Raw genomic sequence first — 13,790 nt, 5'->3', positions numbered from 1 at the left:
TAGGAGGCGCGAGCTTATTGCTCGGTTTCGCGGTAATCGATCAGGCCGGAAAACAGCATCAGCCCGATCGCCATGGCGACGAAGAAAATCAGTGCAAGGAAGTACGAGCCCGTGTACTGCACGATCAGACCGATGAGGATCGGCACCAGTACGCCGGACATGTTGCCCCAGAAGTTCATGGCGCCGCCCAGCACGCCGGAGCGCGACTTGCCACCCAGAATCGCCGGCAGGCACCAGTACATGCCGCACCAGCGGATGAAAAACAGCGCCACGCACAGCAGGCACACCACCAAGGTAGCGTTGGTCGCGTAGGCGGTGCCGAGGATGCACAGTGCGGCCATCAGGGCCGCGCCGCTGAACATGCTGCGCATCACCTTGTTCGGTGCGCCCCCCGCGGCTTTCCATTTGTCAGCGAGGGCGCCGCCGATGATTTCGCCGATAAAACCGCACATGAAAATCAGAAAGGTGGCGCCGCCCATGCTCTTGAGGTCAAAACCGTGGGCCTGGTGCAGGTAGCTCGGCATCCAGGTCATCAAGCCGTAGAACACCGCGTTGTAGCAGGCGTAGCCGGCGAACATGGCCAGCACCGAGCGGCTGCGGACCAGGTCGCGCATCTTCGATTTCGGGCCGTTGGCGGCCTTGGCGATGACGTTGCCGGCCTTGATGTGGTCCAGTTCGGCCTGATTCACCCCGGGGTGATCGGCCGGCTGGTTGCGGATGTACCACCAGGCCCAGGCGCCGACCACCATGGTGCCGACCCCGGCGATGACGAAGGCCAGGCGCCAGGAGCCAAAGGTGGCAATCAGCGCGGTGGTGATGATCGCCCCCAGTGCGGTACCCAGCGGCGCGCCGCCGTCCACCAGTGTGGCGCCACGCCCGCGTTCGTTGGCGGTCAGCCAGTTGCCATTGAGCTTGGCGCCCGACGGCATGATGGGCGATTCGGCCACGCCCAGGCCGATGCGGGTGATCAGCAACCCGGTCCAGCCGGTGGCAATGGCGCCAAGGGCCTGAAACGCACCCCAGCCGATGGTCGCGACGCCGACGATACCCCGAGCGTTGAAGCGGTCCAGCAACAGCCCGGCAGGGATCTGCATCAACGCGTAGGACCAGAAGAACGCGCTGAGCATCAAGCCTTCCAGCGCCGGGGTCATCTGGAACTCGGCGGAGATCAGCGGCATGGCCACCGACAGCGACGCACGGTCGATGTAGTTGATGGCTGCCAACAGCAACAGGATCAGGAAGATACGCCAGCGTACCTGGGTGGCGCGCACGGCGCCGGCCACGGGCACGCTCGATGCGTGCAGCAACTCTGCTTGGGATGTTTTCATGACGGTCTCGTTATTATGTTTGTTATGGCATCACGGTGGGCGGGGGTCTGAATCCAGGCCCCGCGCGCATGGAACGCTACAGCGTCTTGACGCCGCCAATGGCCACGGGCGGGGCCTGCACTTCGATGCCATTGACCAGCGGTTCGCCGAACTCGGCCAGGCTGATCTCGAAACGGTCCCCGGCTTGCGCCTTGATGCCGTCGGCAAACGACAGCGTCGCCGTGCCGAAGAAGTGCACATGCACATCGCCGGGGCGCAGGAACTGGGCGTACTTGAAGTGGTGGTATTCGAGGTTGGCGAGGCTGTGGCACATGTTGTCTTCACCGGAGGCGAAGGCCTTTTCCCACAGCACTTCGTTGCCCCGGCGAATGCGGCTGACGCCATTGAGGTCGGCCGGCAGTTCGCCCACTCGCAGTTCCGGGCCGAACGAGCAGGCGCGCAACTTGGAATGGGCCAGATACAGGTAGCTGCGCCGCTCCATGATGTGGTCGGAGAACTCGTTGCCCAAGGCAAAGCCGATGCGGCAGGGCGCGCCGTGGTCGTCGATCACGTAGAGGCCGGCCAGTTCCGGTTCTTCGCCTGCGTCTTCGGCAAAATCGGGCACCTGAAACGCGGCGCCGGGGCGCACGACGATGCCGCCGTCGCCCTTGTAGAACCATTCGGGCTGGGCACCGACCTGACCGGCAGCCGGCTTGCCGCCTTCGATGCCCCACTGGAACATGCGCGCGGTGTCGGTCAGGGCGGTGTCGTCGTGGGCTTTCTGTTGGTGCATCTTGTCCCGGGTCGAGGCGCTGCCCAGGTGGGTCAGGCCGGTGCCGCTGACCAGGCAATGAGCCGGGTCTTGATGGTCGAGCGGGGGGAGTACATGGCCGGCTTCCAACAGCGTGCGGTAGTCCGGGCCGTTATCGGTGCCGCGGGCCAGGACTTCGTCCACCAGGCCACGGCCGGCGCGCAGGGCGGCCAATGCCAGCTCCCGAGTGCTCCGGGTGTCACGCACGACCTGCACGCTGGCACCCTCGATCACGCCGACATGGCGGGCGCCGGTGGTGGTTTCAAACTGGATCAAGCGCATGGCAGGGCCCTTTTATGGTTGTTTTTAGATGGGTGCCACTTTACGAACCACGCGCATGGCTGCCTAATGAGAGCTTCTGATTGCGTGATAACTTTTAGTCATCCCCCATGATCCCATCGCTCGCTACTCTGTCTTCCCGTTTGCGCTTGCGCCAGTTGCGGTTGTTGATCGCCCTGGACGAACACGGCTCATTGCACAAGGCCGCCGAGTACGTGTCGATTTCCCAGCCTGGGGCGACCAAGGCGCTCAACGAGATCGAATCGACCCTGGGCGTGACCCTCTTCGAGCGTACCCACAAGGGGCTGCTGCCCAATGATCTGGGGCGCTGCGTGATTCGCTATGCGCGGCTGATCCAGACCGACCTCTCGCACCTGCGCGAGGAAATGCTCGGCATCCTCCAGGGCGAAGGCGGGCGCCTGTCCATCGGCACCATCATGGGCGGCGTGCCGCTGCTGTTAAGGGCGTTGGGGCGTTTGCGCGAGATCCAGCCGCAGCTGTCGGTGGAGATCATCGAGGACACCAGCGCGCGCTTGCTGCCGCTGGTGGATCAAGGCCGGCTGGACCTGGCCATCTGTCGCAGCAGCGTCAGCCAGCGCCCGGATGATTACGACTGCCTGAGCCTGCACCATGAAGGGTTATTGGTGATGGCCCACCCACAGCACCCAATGGCGGCGGCGAGTGGCTTGAGTCTGGCAGACCTGGGGGGGTATTCCTGGGTCGTTTACCCTACCAACATGCCAATGCGCCTGACCCTGGAACGGGAATTTCGCGAAGCGGGGCTGGAGTTCCCGCGCTACCCCATCGAAACCTCGTCGACCTTCACCACCTTGATGTTGCTGGAGCAGGACCGCCAACTGGTGGCGCTGATGCCGGCCGAAGTGGCCCGCTATGCCCTCGCCCACGGCTTGCTGAGTCGGTTGGCGCTGGATTTGCGCGCCAGGTCCGAGCCCTACAGCGCGGTGGTCAGGCGCGGGGTCGGGCTGACCGCCCCGGCGCGGTTGTTGATCGATGAATTACGGCGCGAAAGTTTGCCGTTATAGCGCCACTGTCTTGCCGGTCATCCTGAGGTCAAGCCACCCAATGGTGACAAAACCAGACCACCAGCACCCCCGCCACCAGCGTCACGTAGGGCAGCACCCCGGCCCGTTTCACCGAATCCTCTGCCACCCGATGCATATCATCGAGCATGGCCTTGGGAAACACGCCCTTGTCCTGCACATAGTGCCGATACAGGAACACCGGCACGATCAGCAGCGCCAGCACCACCCCGGTCAGCAGCGTGCCGGCCCCCCAGATGTCTGCGCCCAGGCCCATGCAGGCCAGGTTGACGAAGCTCAGCACCGCGCCCAATGCCAGCAGCACCGTGGGCGCCTTGTAGGGGCGGGTCCATTGCGGGCGGTCCAGGCGGTGAATCCAGCCGGCGTTGAGGTTGAGGAAGTTGAAGATGATGTAGCTGACGTTGGACGCCGCCAGCACGAACACGTAGTCGGACATCAGCAGCAACAGCAGGTTGAAGGTGAGGTCGGTCCACATCGCCGTGGTGGGTGCACCGTGTTCGTTGGTGCGGCCCAGGTACTTGGGCAGCCAGCCGTCCACCGAGGCTTGATACAGGGTGCGCGAGGAGCCGGACATCGAGGTCATGATCGCCAGCAAGGTGGCCAGCACCAGCATGATCAGCACGATGTTGGCCACCACCTTGCCGCCGCCGATGCTGGCCGCCATGGCCTGGCCGACGCCCATGCCGCTGTAGATATCCGGCGACAGCAGGCCGCTGTACACCGCCGGCGTGATGATCGCACCTTTGGCATCGAGCACCGCCGGGGTCACCAGTTGGCCCAGGCCCAGATTGCCTTGAAACGCCAGCGGTACCAGGGTGAACACCAGAATGCACAGCAGGCCGGCATAGAAGATGGCCTTGAAGGTGTCACGTTTGGGGTCCTTGAACTCGCGGGTGTAGCACACCGCTGTTTCAAAACCGTAGGTGGACCATGCTGCCATGAACAGCCCGCCGGCCATCAACGACCAGCCGGAAATGTCCCACGGCCCGTCGATGACCTGGCCCGCCGCGTCATGGGCCAGCGGCGCCAGCGGCAGGAAGTTGGCGTGGGCGGTGTCGCCGGTCACCAGCGGCACGATGCCCACCAGCAGCAGTGGGATCAGCGAGGTCACCCCCAGCACCAGGGTCAGCCGCGCCGAACGCAGGATGCCACCGTGTTGTACGGCGAACACCCCCAACAGGATCAAGGCACCGATTACGAAGGTGGCGTTGATGCGCAGGGACAAGCCGCCCTTGATCCAGTCCAGGTTGACCAGGGTCAACTGCCAGGTATTGATCAAGGCATCGGGGGCGAACAGCGCCGAGAGGATGTAGCCCGCCGCCAGCCCCGAGCCGATGGACAGCACCGGCGACCAGGCCAGCCAGTTGCACCACACCGAGACCGGCGCGATCAGTTTGCTGTAGCGCACCCAGGCCACCGCGCCGTACACCGAGGCGCCGCCAGATTTGTGCGGGAACAGCCCGGCGATTTCGGCATAGGTAAAGGCCTGGATGAAGCCGAACAGAATCGACACGATCCACACGATCCACGCCGGCTTGCCCACGGTGGCGGCAATCGCACCAATGGAAAACAGCACCAGCGCCGGCACGCCGCTGGCCACCCAGAAAGCCCCTCGCCAATCGATCTTGCGGTGCAGGCTGCCGACTGACGTGTCAGCCTGCGGAACGTCTGTGAACGTTGTCGCTTCCATGGTCGTGGTCCTGTAATGAGTCAAAGGGGTAAGGGCAGTCAGCAAAAAAAATCCTTCAGCCACGCACCCGACTTTTACCGGGGTCGTAGAAAATCGGCGCAGTCACCTCGGCATCGATACGCTTTTGCAGGCCGTCGACCTTGCCCACTTGCAAGCGCGTGCCCATTTCGCTGCAGGCCACATCCACCCGGCACAGGGCGATGCAGCGGCCCAGCAGCGGCGAGCGGCAGGCGCTGGTGACCACGCCCACTTGCGCGCGGCCGGCGTAGACCGGGTCGCCGTGGTGCGCGCCTTCGTTGCCCTCCAGCACCAGGCCCACCAGCGTGTGGACCGGGTGGGCACTGCGGCGCAGCAGGGCGTCGCGGCCGATGAAATCGTCATTCTTGCTTTTGAGCGGCACGCTGAAGCCGATGCCCGCCTCGAACGGGTCGGTCTGGTCGCTGAACTCGTAGCCGGCAAAGATCAGCCCGGCTTCGATGCGCAGCAGGTCGAGGGCTTCCAGGCCCAATGGCACGATGCCCAAGGGTTGGCCCAACCCCCAGATGCGGTCCCAGACCTGCTCGGCATGTTCCGGCGCGCACCAGACTTCATAGCCCAGCTCGCCGGTGTAGCCGGTGCGCGAGACCATCAAGGGCACGCCGTCGTGGCCGTCCAGCCGGCCCACCAGAAAGCGGAACCAGCCCAGGTCATCCAGCGCCGGCTGGGTGCCCGGGGTCCAGACCATCTGGCGCAGCAGTTCGCGGCTGCGCGGGCCTTGCACCGAGAGGTTGTGGATGGCTTCGCTGGCGCTCTTGATCCAGACCTTCATGCCCAGTGCCTGCGCCTGTTCACGCAGCCACACACCGGCGTAGTCATCGCCGCCGATCCAGCGGAAGTTGTCGGCGCCCAGGCGCAGCAGGGTGCCGTCGTCGAGCATGCCGCCGTGGGGGTGGCACATCGCCGAGTACACCACCTGGCCTACCGCCAACCTGTGCACGTCGCGGGGCAGGCAGTACTGCAACAGGGCTTCGGCGTCGGGTCCGAGGATCTCGAATTTGCGCAGGGCGCTGAGGTCCATGACCGCCACGCGCTCGCGGCAGCCGTAGTACTCATCAATGGCGCCGAAGCCGTCGTAGCACTGGGGCAGCCACCAGTTGCGGTAGTCGATGAAGTGGCGGGTGAGGACGGCGGTACGTGAGTGGAAACCCGATTGGCGGGTCAGGGTCGGTTCGGCGTCGGCGGTCGGTCGGTGGGCCATGGCGATGGAAAAGCGCTCCTGGTCGCTGTACACGCGAACGTGGATGTCGGTGGGGTTCCAGCCATTGGCCGGGTCGATGTCATCGGGGCAGGACGAGCTGGCACACACCAGTTCGGTCATGGCCCGCAGCAGCACGTAGTCGCCGGGCCGCGACCAGGGTTCGTCGAGGGTCAGTTGCTGGTGGGCATCGATGCGGGTGTTGTAGAAGAAATTGATCGCCGGCCAGCCGGCCCGGGCCGCGACACCATAGGGCTGCAACGCGGCGCTGAGGTTGTCGCTGCAGTTGTCGTGCCCGAAGTACCCCTGGCTTTCGTAATAGCGCGCGGCGCAGGCCAGGGCGAAGGCATCGTGGCGCCCGACCGTGTCCTGCAACACTTCCAGCATCGGCTGCATCTGCCGGTCGTAGAAACGCGAAAACAGACCCGGCGCCGGGTAGGCGTTGCCGTTCAGGGTGCGGGTCACGGTCTGGTCCAGGTCCAGTTCCAAGCCCCGATCCAGGGCGCGACGGTCCAGGGCAACCATGTCCGAGCACTGGCGCCCGGCGACGTCGAGGATTTGAATGTGCTGGCCCTTGGCGACACCGTAGCTGCGCGCGCTGCCGGCTTTGATCGTAAATTCGTCGATCATCTCGCCCAGCGGCTCGGGCAAGGCAGGCAGCCACAGCGCGCCTGGTTCGGCCCGTTCGACCCGCAGCTGCAATTCGCTGGCCCGTTGCTGCTGATCCACTGCACCGCGTCGGCCGGGGGCGGCCACCATCACCAGCAAATGGTCACTGGCGATGAAGCGCCGCTCATGGCCGGCCGGTGCGTCGCTGTCCCAGAGGGTGATAGCACCGGGCAGGTCGGCAGGCGGCACGCCGCGTCGTTGCAGGGCATGACACAGGCGCACGCTGTGGGTGCTGCCGTCGGCCAGGCGTTCAGCGATGAACGGCCCGGGCGTCGCTGCCGCCAGTGCCCATTGAGCCAGCGCGCTGCGTCCCCGACGGTCCATGACCAGCAGTTCGCAGGTTTGCAGCCCTTCGACATCGATCACTTGCAAGGTATCGCCGGGGGCCAGCTCCACCAGGGTCAGGCCGCCGCCGGCCACGCGGTAGCGTTCCAGGCCGGGCTGGCGAGCAAACAGACCCGGTTCCCGTGGGCGCGAGACGATGGGTGCGTTCATCGCCTCAGCCCACCGACTTGATGGCGGCAGCCGGCTGGGCAAGGTACGCCGCCATGGAGTCGTCCAGCGCCTCTAGCCACGGCGTGTGGTGAGGCGGGGATTGGGTGCCGGTCATCAGCGAACGATAGGATTTGTCGCGGTAGCCCATGATGTTCTGGGCCTTGTCGTGCTTCCAGTGCAGGAAGGTGTCGTTGACCGCCGGGATGTCGAAGCTGGGGTAGTCGGTGGCGTCCACCAATTGCTGGATATAGGCGCCCTGGTATTCGAACATCTGCTGGGCAGTGTCCAGTTGCTGTTCGCGCTCGTGCCACTGCTGGCTGTCGGAGGTGCGTACGGCCTGATCGGGCAGGGCGATGCGCCCCAGGATCACGTCCCGGGCATACCAGGCCTGGGCGTCGAACATGTTGAAGGAGTACCACTGGTCCTGCATGCCGAGGTAGATCAGCCGCGGGTTGGGCTCCCAGAAGATGCCGCGATAGAGGTTCATCGGCCACAGGCGGTTGTCGGTCTTGAGGCACAGCTCATCCGGCAGGAACGGGAAGTGATGCTTGTAGCCGGTGCACAGGATGATCGCGTCGATGTGCTTGTGGCTGCCGTCGATGAAGGTGGCGCGGTTGCCGTCCAGGCGTTCGAGCAGCGGTTTTTCTTCCCAGTTGGCCGGCCAGGCATAACCCATGGGCGCGGTGCGATAGCAGCTGGTGATGCTGCGCGCGCCGTACTTGTAGCACTGCGAACCGATGTCTTCGGCCGAGTAGCTGCTGCCGACGATGAGCAGGTCCTTGCCCTTGAATTCCAGCGCGTCGCGAAAGTCGTGGGCGTGTAGGATGCGCCCCCCGAAGCGCTCGAAACCCTCGAAGTAGGGCAGCTTGGGGGTGGAGAAATGCCCGGAGGCGGTGATCACGTAGTCGAACTGTTCCGAGCTCAGGCAATCGCTGTTGTGGTCGTGCACGGTGACGGTGAACTGCTGGGTAGCGACGTCGAAACTGACCTGGCGCACCACGTGGCTGAAGCGGATGTAATCGCGCACACCGGCCTTCTCCACGCGGCCCTTGATGTAGTCCCAGAGCACTTCCCGAGGCGGGTAGGAGCCGATGGCCCGGCCGAAGTGCTCTTCGAAGGTGTAGTCGGCGAACTCCAGGCATTCCTTTGGGCCGTTGGACCACAGGTAGCGGTACATACTGCCGTGCACCGGTTCGCCGTTTTCGTCCAGACCGGTGCGCCAGGTGTAATTCCACAGGCCGCCCCAGTCTTGCTGTTTTTCGTAGCAGACCAGTTCGGGGATCTCGGCGCCCTGGTCACGGGCCGACTGGAAGGCGCGCAGTTGGGCCAGGCCGCAGGGGCCGGCGCCGATGATGGCGACGCGCAGGGGCGCGGTGGTCGAAGTCATGTCTTGCCTCGCTGTCGAGCTGGGATTCAGGGGTTCAGGGAAAGACCACGGTCTTGTCGTGGTTGATGAACACGCGGTGTTCCAGGTGGTACTTGAGTGCCTTGGAGAGCGCCACGGTCTCGGTGTCGCGCCCGATGGCCACCAACGCCTCTGGCAGGTAGGTGTGGTCGACCCGCTGGATCTCCTGCTCGATGATCGGGCCTTCGTCCAGGTCGCTGGTGACGTAGTGGGCCGTGGCGCCGATCAGCTTGACGCCGCGCTCATAGGCCTGGTGATAGGGCTTGGCGCCTTTGAAGCCGGGGAGGAACGAGTGGTGGATGTTGATCGCCCGGCCCGACAGCTGACGGCACAGATTGTCGGAGAGGATCTGCATGTAACGGGCGAGTACCACCAGATCGGTGGCGGTCTCCTCGACGATCTGCAGCAGCTGCGCTTCCTGTTCGGCCTTGTTGGCGCTGTTCACCGGCAGGTAGATGAAGCGGATGCCTTCGCGCTCGGCCATCGGCCGCAGGTCCAGGTGGTTGGAGACCACGGCGGTGATCTGCATGTCCATTTCACCCTTGCGGTGGCGGTACAGCAAGTCGGCCAGGCAGTGGTCGAACTTGCTCACCATGAGCAGCACGCGGGTGGGCTGGGCCGAGCTGAACAACTCCCACTTCATCTGGAAGTCGCCGGCCAGGTCGGTCAGGCCCTGGCGCAGGGCGTCGATGTCGCCTTCCACGCGTTGATTGAAGCGAAATACCGTACGCATGAAGAACTGCCCGGTGTGTTCATCGTCGAATTGCGACAGTTCACTGATGTAGCAGGCCTGGCTGGCCAGCCAGGTGCTGACTGCGGCGACGATGCCGGAGGTGGCGGGGCAGTTGATCTTGAGCACAAAGTGGGCGGTGGGGGTTTGCATCGATCAGTCCTCAGCCCTTGGCCGTGCGTTTGGTTTTTTGTGGGTCGTCGAAGGGCAGGGTGTGGCTGACGGCGCTGGTTTCCAGGCTGCCGCGCACGTGCAGTGCACTGCCGGGTACGGCAAAGTCGGGTTGCACCCGCGCCAGCGCCATCGACCGCTTGCTCAGGCGCGAATACATGGCGCAGGTGACGGTGCCGACCTGACGCCCGTCGGCCCATAGGGTGTCGCCGGCATCTGCCGCGCGCTCGCCGTCGAGGAGGATACCGGCGATCTTGAAACGCTCCTGACCGCACAGCCGGTAGTGCTCGTCGGCACCGCAAAAGTCGCGCTTGTCGGGGGACACGGTGAAGTCCAGGCCCAGTTCCCAAAGGGTGTCGCCGGCCTTCTGGTCGGCGAAGGGGTACATCTGCGAGTTGTCGTAGGGGAAGAACATCAGCGCGCTCTCCACCCGCAGCCAGTCCAGGGCGGTGAAGGCGCAGGGAATGATGCCCATGCTCGCGCCCTGTTCCAGAATCCGCTCCCAGATGAAGGGCGCATCGGCGGCCTTGCAGAAGATTTCGTAGCCGCGCTCGCCGGTGTAGCCGGTGCGGGAAATCATCACCGGACGCCCGAAGAGTTGGGTCTGAATATGGTGGAAGTAGGCCAGTTGGCGAATGCCCGGTACGTGCTCGGCGAGAAAATCCACCGCCAGCGGCCCTTGCAGCGACAGGTCGTGCAAGTCGTCGTCGAACAGTACGGCGACCTGGCGGCCCTGGGCCGAGCGCACCAGCCTCTCGTGGCCGCTGCCGGCGCCGTGCACTACCATGAAAGCGTTGGGGCCGGTGCGGTAGACGATGCAGTCATCGACGAACTTGCCGTCCTCGTCGAGCATCGTCGCGTACACCGATTTGCCCGGATAGAGTTTGCCGATGTCGCGGCTGGTGGCCCATTGCAGCAGGCTTTCGGCATGGGGGCCGACGTAGTGGACTTTCTTCAGGCCCGACACGTCCATCAGCCCGGCGCGGGTGCGAATGGCTTCGTGGTGGTCGGCCAGGGGGGTGTTGTAGGTCCACGCTGTGCCCATGCCGTTCCAGTCTTCAAGCTCCGAGCCAAGGGCGCGGTGGCGTTCGGCGAGGGCGGAGATCCGCCATGATCGAGACATTTCAGAGTCCTTTTGCTGAGTAGAAAATGTGCGCTGCAGGACCGAGCTTGCTCGGGAACAAGCCATCACGTCGTGTGAGGTTCACCGCGGTGCCGGCTTCCCGAGCAAGCTCGGTTCTAAACGTCGTAGTGGCTCAGCCACTGCAGCATCGCCTGGCGATAACGGGTCATGCCCTTGTAGTCGGCGATGGCGTCGGGCAGGTCGCGCAGCACCCGGTGCAGGCGCCGGCCCCAGCCGGGGTGGGTGACCAGTTCGTCGAGGCTGATCAGGTAGGTGCGGATGCTGAACATCATCGCGTGGCTGCGAGGCAGGCGAGACATGTGCTGCAACTCCACCCGCAGGTGCACCAGGCGCCCGGCGTTTTCAGCGGTGACCGTGCCGCGATCGGCGCCCCATTCGTGGTAGGTCTCGGGGGATGAATCCAGTCGCGGGTTGATGGTCAGGGTCCAGTTCAGGCGCCGCACGGGCTGATCCACCTGGACGTTGAGCAGGTACTTCAGGGCTCGGTCGAACACCCCCATCTGGTGGGCCATGGGCACCGGGGCGTGCCACTGCTTGAAGCTCATGCCAGCGTCGAAGGCCAGGGACCAGTCCGCCGGGCAGGTGACCAGGCCGGCGTCCATGTACAGGTCATTGTCCCGTTGATCGAGCAGTGCGAAGTCGCCCTGCACCTGCCGGCCGATGTACTCCAGCGGCGGGCAGGGCAGGCTGTCGGCGTCGCCGAAGGTAAAGCGCTGCTCGATGCCCAGGGCTTTGTTGTGCCAGTGCCAACGGTCGCCTTCACAGGCCAGGCTGAACCACTGGGGGTAGTCGGCGGCCAGGTGTTCCATCAGCATCTGCAAGGCATCCCATGCCGCTTCTTCCATGTGCGGCATCACCAGGCAGCGTTGCGGGTCGCGTTCCAGCACTCGCGCCCGCTCGGCCATTTCCGAAGGGTAGTGCTCGTCAATGTCGAACCAGTGCTCGTAGATGGAACCCGGCAGTTCGCTGCGGGCCGGCTCGATGTTCACCGAATACAGGTAGCTGTCTTCGGTGAACGGGAAAGGAAAGCGGGCGATGGCCGTGGGGCTGTTACGGAAACTGAAGGTCTGGTGATAGCGTTGCGCGGCGTTGAATTGGACGGTCATGCAGCAGCTCCTTAGAGGTCCAGCACCAGGGTCTGGCCGCAACCGCGGGAGACGCAGGGCATGAGGAATTCGAGTTGTTCGGGGGGGGCAAGAAAGTGGTCGCGGTGCTCGATGACGCCGCCCAGGTGGCGGGTCACGCACTGCCCGCAGACGCCGCCGCGGCATAAGTTGGGCACGTCCAGGCCGGCGGCTTCGAGGGCTTCGAGGAGGCTTTGCTCGCCGGCCACTTCAAGGGTCTGGCCGCTGCGGGCCAGTTGCAGGCGAAAGGGCTGGCCCGGTGCGGCGGCGCTGAAGGCTTCTCGGTGCACCCGTGAATCCGGCCAGCCACAGGCGCGGGCCTGTTCGCGCACGCCGTCCAGCAGGGCCTGTGGTCCGCAGGTGTAGACGTGGCTGCCCAAGGGTTGCTGGCTCAAGACCGCCGCCAGATTCAGGCGCTGGCCCCGTCGGGCGTCGTAGCGGTGCAGGTGAGGGCCCAGGCGGCTGCTCAGGTCGCTCAGGTAGGCATCGCTGAGACCACCGCGATAGGCGTAATGCAGGTCGAAGGAGGCGCCACGCTGTTCAAGGGCGGCAATATGGGCCATGAACGGGGTGATGCCGATGCCGCCGGCGATCAGCAGGTGGTGGCGTGCCGGGGCGTGCAGGGCGAACAGGTTGGCAGGTGGGCTGATGGTCAGGCGGTCACCCACTTGCAGTTGCTGGTGCAGGTGCCGCGAGCCGCCCCGGGAGGCCTCGTCCAGGCGCACGGCGATGCGGTAATGGCTGCGCTCGCCAGGGTTGCCGGTCAGGGAGTAGGCGTTGCGCGCGGTGCGCTTGGCCAGGGGCAAGTGCAGCTGGATGTGGCTGCCGGCCGACCAAGCGGGTAATGGCCCGGCGGCGGGGCTCAGGGTCAATTCGCGGATCAATGGGGTCAGCATCCGCGCGGCGCTCACCTTCACGTGCAAGGTAGCGCTCACGAGGCTGTGCTCCCATAGGGCTGATCGGGGTTGTCGCAGACGCCGATGTAGGCGCCCTGGCGCCGGGAAAAATGCTCACGCACCCCCAGTACTACATCGCAGTGCTGGCAGGTCACCCGGGCTGCCGGGCCGCAACGCTGAGTCTGGGCGCAGTGCACGCAGTACACCCGGCGCTCGCCGGCATCGGGTACCACCAGAGCAATCTCGTCAGCCGCCAGCCCCGCCGCTGTGGCCAGGCCATGAAGGTGCCAGATGAAGGCCTCATCGCCCATCAGGTACAGATGCGTGCCGACCCGCGCCTGCCCCAGCTGTGCCCGCAAGCGATCGTCGACCACGCCGTCCAGAGCGCTGAGCAGGACTGGCTCGTGCAATTGCTCCAGAAAGGCGGCGGGTGCTTCAGCAGCTTGCGTGACGACGATGTGGTGCACCGCACCGGTGCGCAGGCGGGGAGACGAGTAAATGGGCACGCTGGTGGGGTTGATGGCCGGCAATGGGGTCATGGCTTCCTCGGTCAGGCTGTTTCCTGGTGGGGAAGATACTTTCCCAAAAGGAATGGGTGCTCAATCCGTTAAAGGAGGTATCTCCTTGGGGGTAGGCGGCCGTTTTTCCGCTGCCGAGGCATGGAAGTTGCTCGGCTTTAGCGCAATTGAAAAAGGAAATTCGGCGGATGGATCTGAACGCACCCACGGGCATCCAACCCTGGTGGCAGCGCTGGCGAACGACCCGGGCGGCACC

Annotated in this window: 11 protein-coding genes; 1 reads left to right on the top strand and 10 read right to left on the bottom strand. The window is 64.9% G+C overall.

The window, feature by feature from the left end:
- Positions 1 to 14: 14 nt before the first annotated feature.
- Positions 15 to 1,328, bottom strand: coding sequence for an MFS transporter (locus HB675_RS03680; RefSeq protein WP_213875787.1), 1,314 nt, complete (start codon positions 1,326 to 1,328; stop codon positions 15 to 17).
- A gap of 76 nt (positions 1,329 to 1,404) precedes the next feature.
- Positions 1,405 to 2,400 carry an AraD1 family protein gene (gene araD1 / locus HB675_RS03675; RefSeq protein WP_213875785.1) on the bottom strand — a complete coding sequence of 332 codons (996 nt, stop codon included), beginning with the start codon at positions 2,398 to 2,400 and terminating at the stop codon, positions 1,405 to 1,407.
- Between the two features lie 107 nt (positions 2,401 to 2,507).
- Here araD1 and HB675_RS03670 point away from each other — a divergent pair, with 107 nt between their 5' ends.
- Positions 2,508 to 3,440 (top strand): LysR family transcriptional regulator, encoded by a 933-nt coding sequence (locus tag HB675_RS03670; RefSeq protein ID WP_213875783.1) that lies wholly within the window; start codon positions 2,508 to 2,510, stop codon positions 3,438 to 3,440.
- A gap of 28 nt (positions 3,441 to 3,468) precedes the next feature.
- Here HB675_RS03670 and HB675_RS03665 read toward each other — a convergent pair whose 3' ends face one another.
- The 8 genes from HB675_RS03665 to HB675_RS03630 form a co-directional block, all read right to left on the bottom strand.
- Positions 3,469 to 5,148, bottom strand: a complete 1,680-nt coding sequence (locus HB675_RS03665) for an APC family permease (RefSeq protein ID WP_213875781.1) — start codon at positions 5,146 to 5,148, stop codon at positions 3,469 to 3,471.
- 55 nt (positions 5,149 to 5,203) lie between these two features.
- Positions 5,204 to 7,546 (bottom strand): aminomethyltransferase family protein, encoded by a 2,343-nt coding sequence (locus HB675_RS03660; protein ID WP_213875779.1) that lies wholly within the window; start codon positions 7,544 to 7,546, stop codon positions 5,204 to 5,206.
- Between the two features lie 4 nt (positions 7,547 to 7,550).
- Positions 7,551 to 8,933, bottom strand: a complete 1,383-nt coding sequence (locus HB675_RS03655) for an NAD(P)/FAD-dependent oxidoreductase (RefSeq protein WP_213875777.1) — start codon at positions 8,931 to 8,933, stop codon at positions 7,551 to 7,553.
- Positions 8,934 to 8,967: 34 nt separating this feature from the next.
- A complete protein-coding gene (gene purU, locus HB675_RS03650; protein WP_213875776.1) occupies positions 8,968 to 9,834 on the bottom strand; it encodes a formyltetrahydrofolate deformylase in 867 nt (288 codons plus the stop codon).
- 10 nt (positions 9,835 to 9,844) lie between these two features.
- Positions 9,845 to 10,975 (bottom strand): aminomethyltransferase family protein, encoded by a 1,131-nt coding sequence (locus tag HB675_RS03645; RefSeq protein ID WP_213875774.1) that lies wholly within the window; start codon positions 10,973 to 10,975, stop codon positions 9,845 to 9,847.
- A gap of 116 nt (positions 10,976 to 11,091) precedes the next feature.
- On the bottom strand, positions 11,092 to 12,102 hold the full coding sequence (locus tag HB675_RS03640) for a DUF3445 domain-containing protein (protein ID WP_213875772.1): 1,011 nt from the start codon (positions 12,100 to 12,102) through the stop codon (positions 11,092 to 11,094).
- A gap of 11 nt (positions 12,103 to 12,113) precedes the next feature.
- Positions 12,114 to 13,055 carry a 2Fe-2S iron-sulfur cluster-binding protein gene (locus HB675_RS03635; RefSeq protein WP_213875770.1) on the bottom strand — a complete coding sequence of 314 codons (942 nt, stop codon included), beginning with the start codon at positions 13,053 to 13,055 and terminating at the stop codon, positions 12,114 to 12,116.
- Positions 13,052 to 13,555, bottom strand: a complete 504-nt coding sequence (locus HB675_RS03630; RefSeq protein WP_213875768.1) for a dimethylamine monooxygenase subunit DmmA family protein — start codon at positions 13,553 to 13,555, stop codon at positions 13,052 to 13,054. The genes HB675_RS03635 and HB675_RS03630 overlap by 4 nt, the downstream gene beginning before the upstream one ends.
- Between the last annotated feature and the right edge of the window lie 235 nt (positions 13,556 to 13,790).

Source organism: Pseudomonas sp. dw_358 (genome assembly GCF_018449655.1).
Lineage (GTDB): Bacteria > Pseudomonadota > Gammaproteobacteria > Pseudomonadales > Pseudomonadaceae > Aquipseudomonas.
This window is presented reverse-complemented; position numbering and strand designations above follow the sequence as displayed.

Bases quoted from the DNA above. Each gene is read 5' to 3' on its own strand.
- HB675_RS03680 (WP_213875787.1), bottom strand. From the start codon at position 1,328: ATGAAAACATCCCAAGCAGAGTTGCTGCACGCATCGAGCGTGCCCGTG.
- araD1 (WP_213875785.1), bottom strand. From the start codon at position 2,400: ATGCGCTTGATCCAGTTTGAAACCACCACCGGCGCCCGCCATGTCGGC.
- HB675_RS03670 (WP_213875783.1), top strand. From the start codon at position 2,508: ATGATCCCATCGCTCGCTACTCTGTCTTCCCGTTTGCGCTTGCGCCAG.
- HB675_RS03665 (WP_213875781.1), bottom strand. From the start codon at position 5,148: ATGGAAGCGACAACGTTCACAGACGTTCCGCAGGCTGACACGTCAGTC.
- HB675_RS03660 (WP_213875779.1), bottom strand. From the start codon at position 7,546: ATGAACGCACCCATCGTCTCGCGCCCACGGGAACCGGGTCTGTTTGCT.
- HB675_RS03655 (WP_213875777.1), bottom strand. From the start codon at position 8,933: ATGACTTCGACCACCGCGCCCCTGCGCGTCGCCATCATCGGCGCCGGC.
- purU (WP_213875776.1), bottom strand. From the start codon at position 9,834: ATGCAAACCCCCACCGCCCACTTTGTGCTCAAGATCAACTGCCCCGCC.
- HB675_RS03645 (WP_213875774.1), bottom strand. From the start codon at position 10,975: ATGTCTCGATCATGGCGGATCTCCGCCCTCGCCGAACGCCACCGCGCC.
- HB675_RS03640 (WP_213875772.1), bottom strand. From the start codon at position 12,102: ATGACCGTCCAATTCAACGCCGCGCAACGCTATCACCAGACCTTCAGT.
- HB675_RS03630 (WP_213875768.1), bottom strand. From the start codon at position 13,555: ATGACCCCATTGCCGGCCATCAACCCCACCAGCGTGCCCATTTACTCG.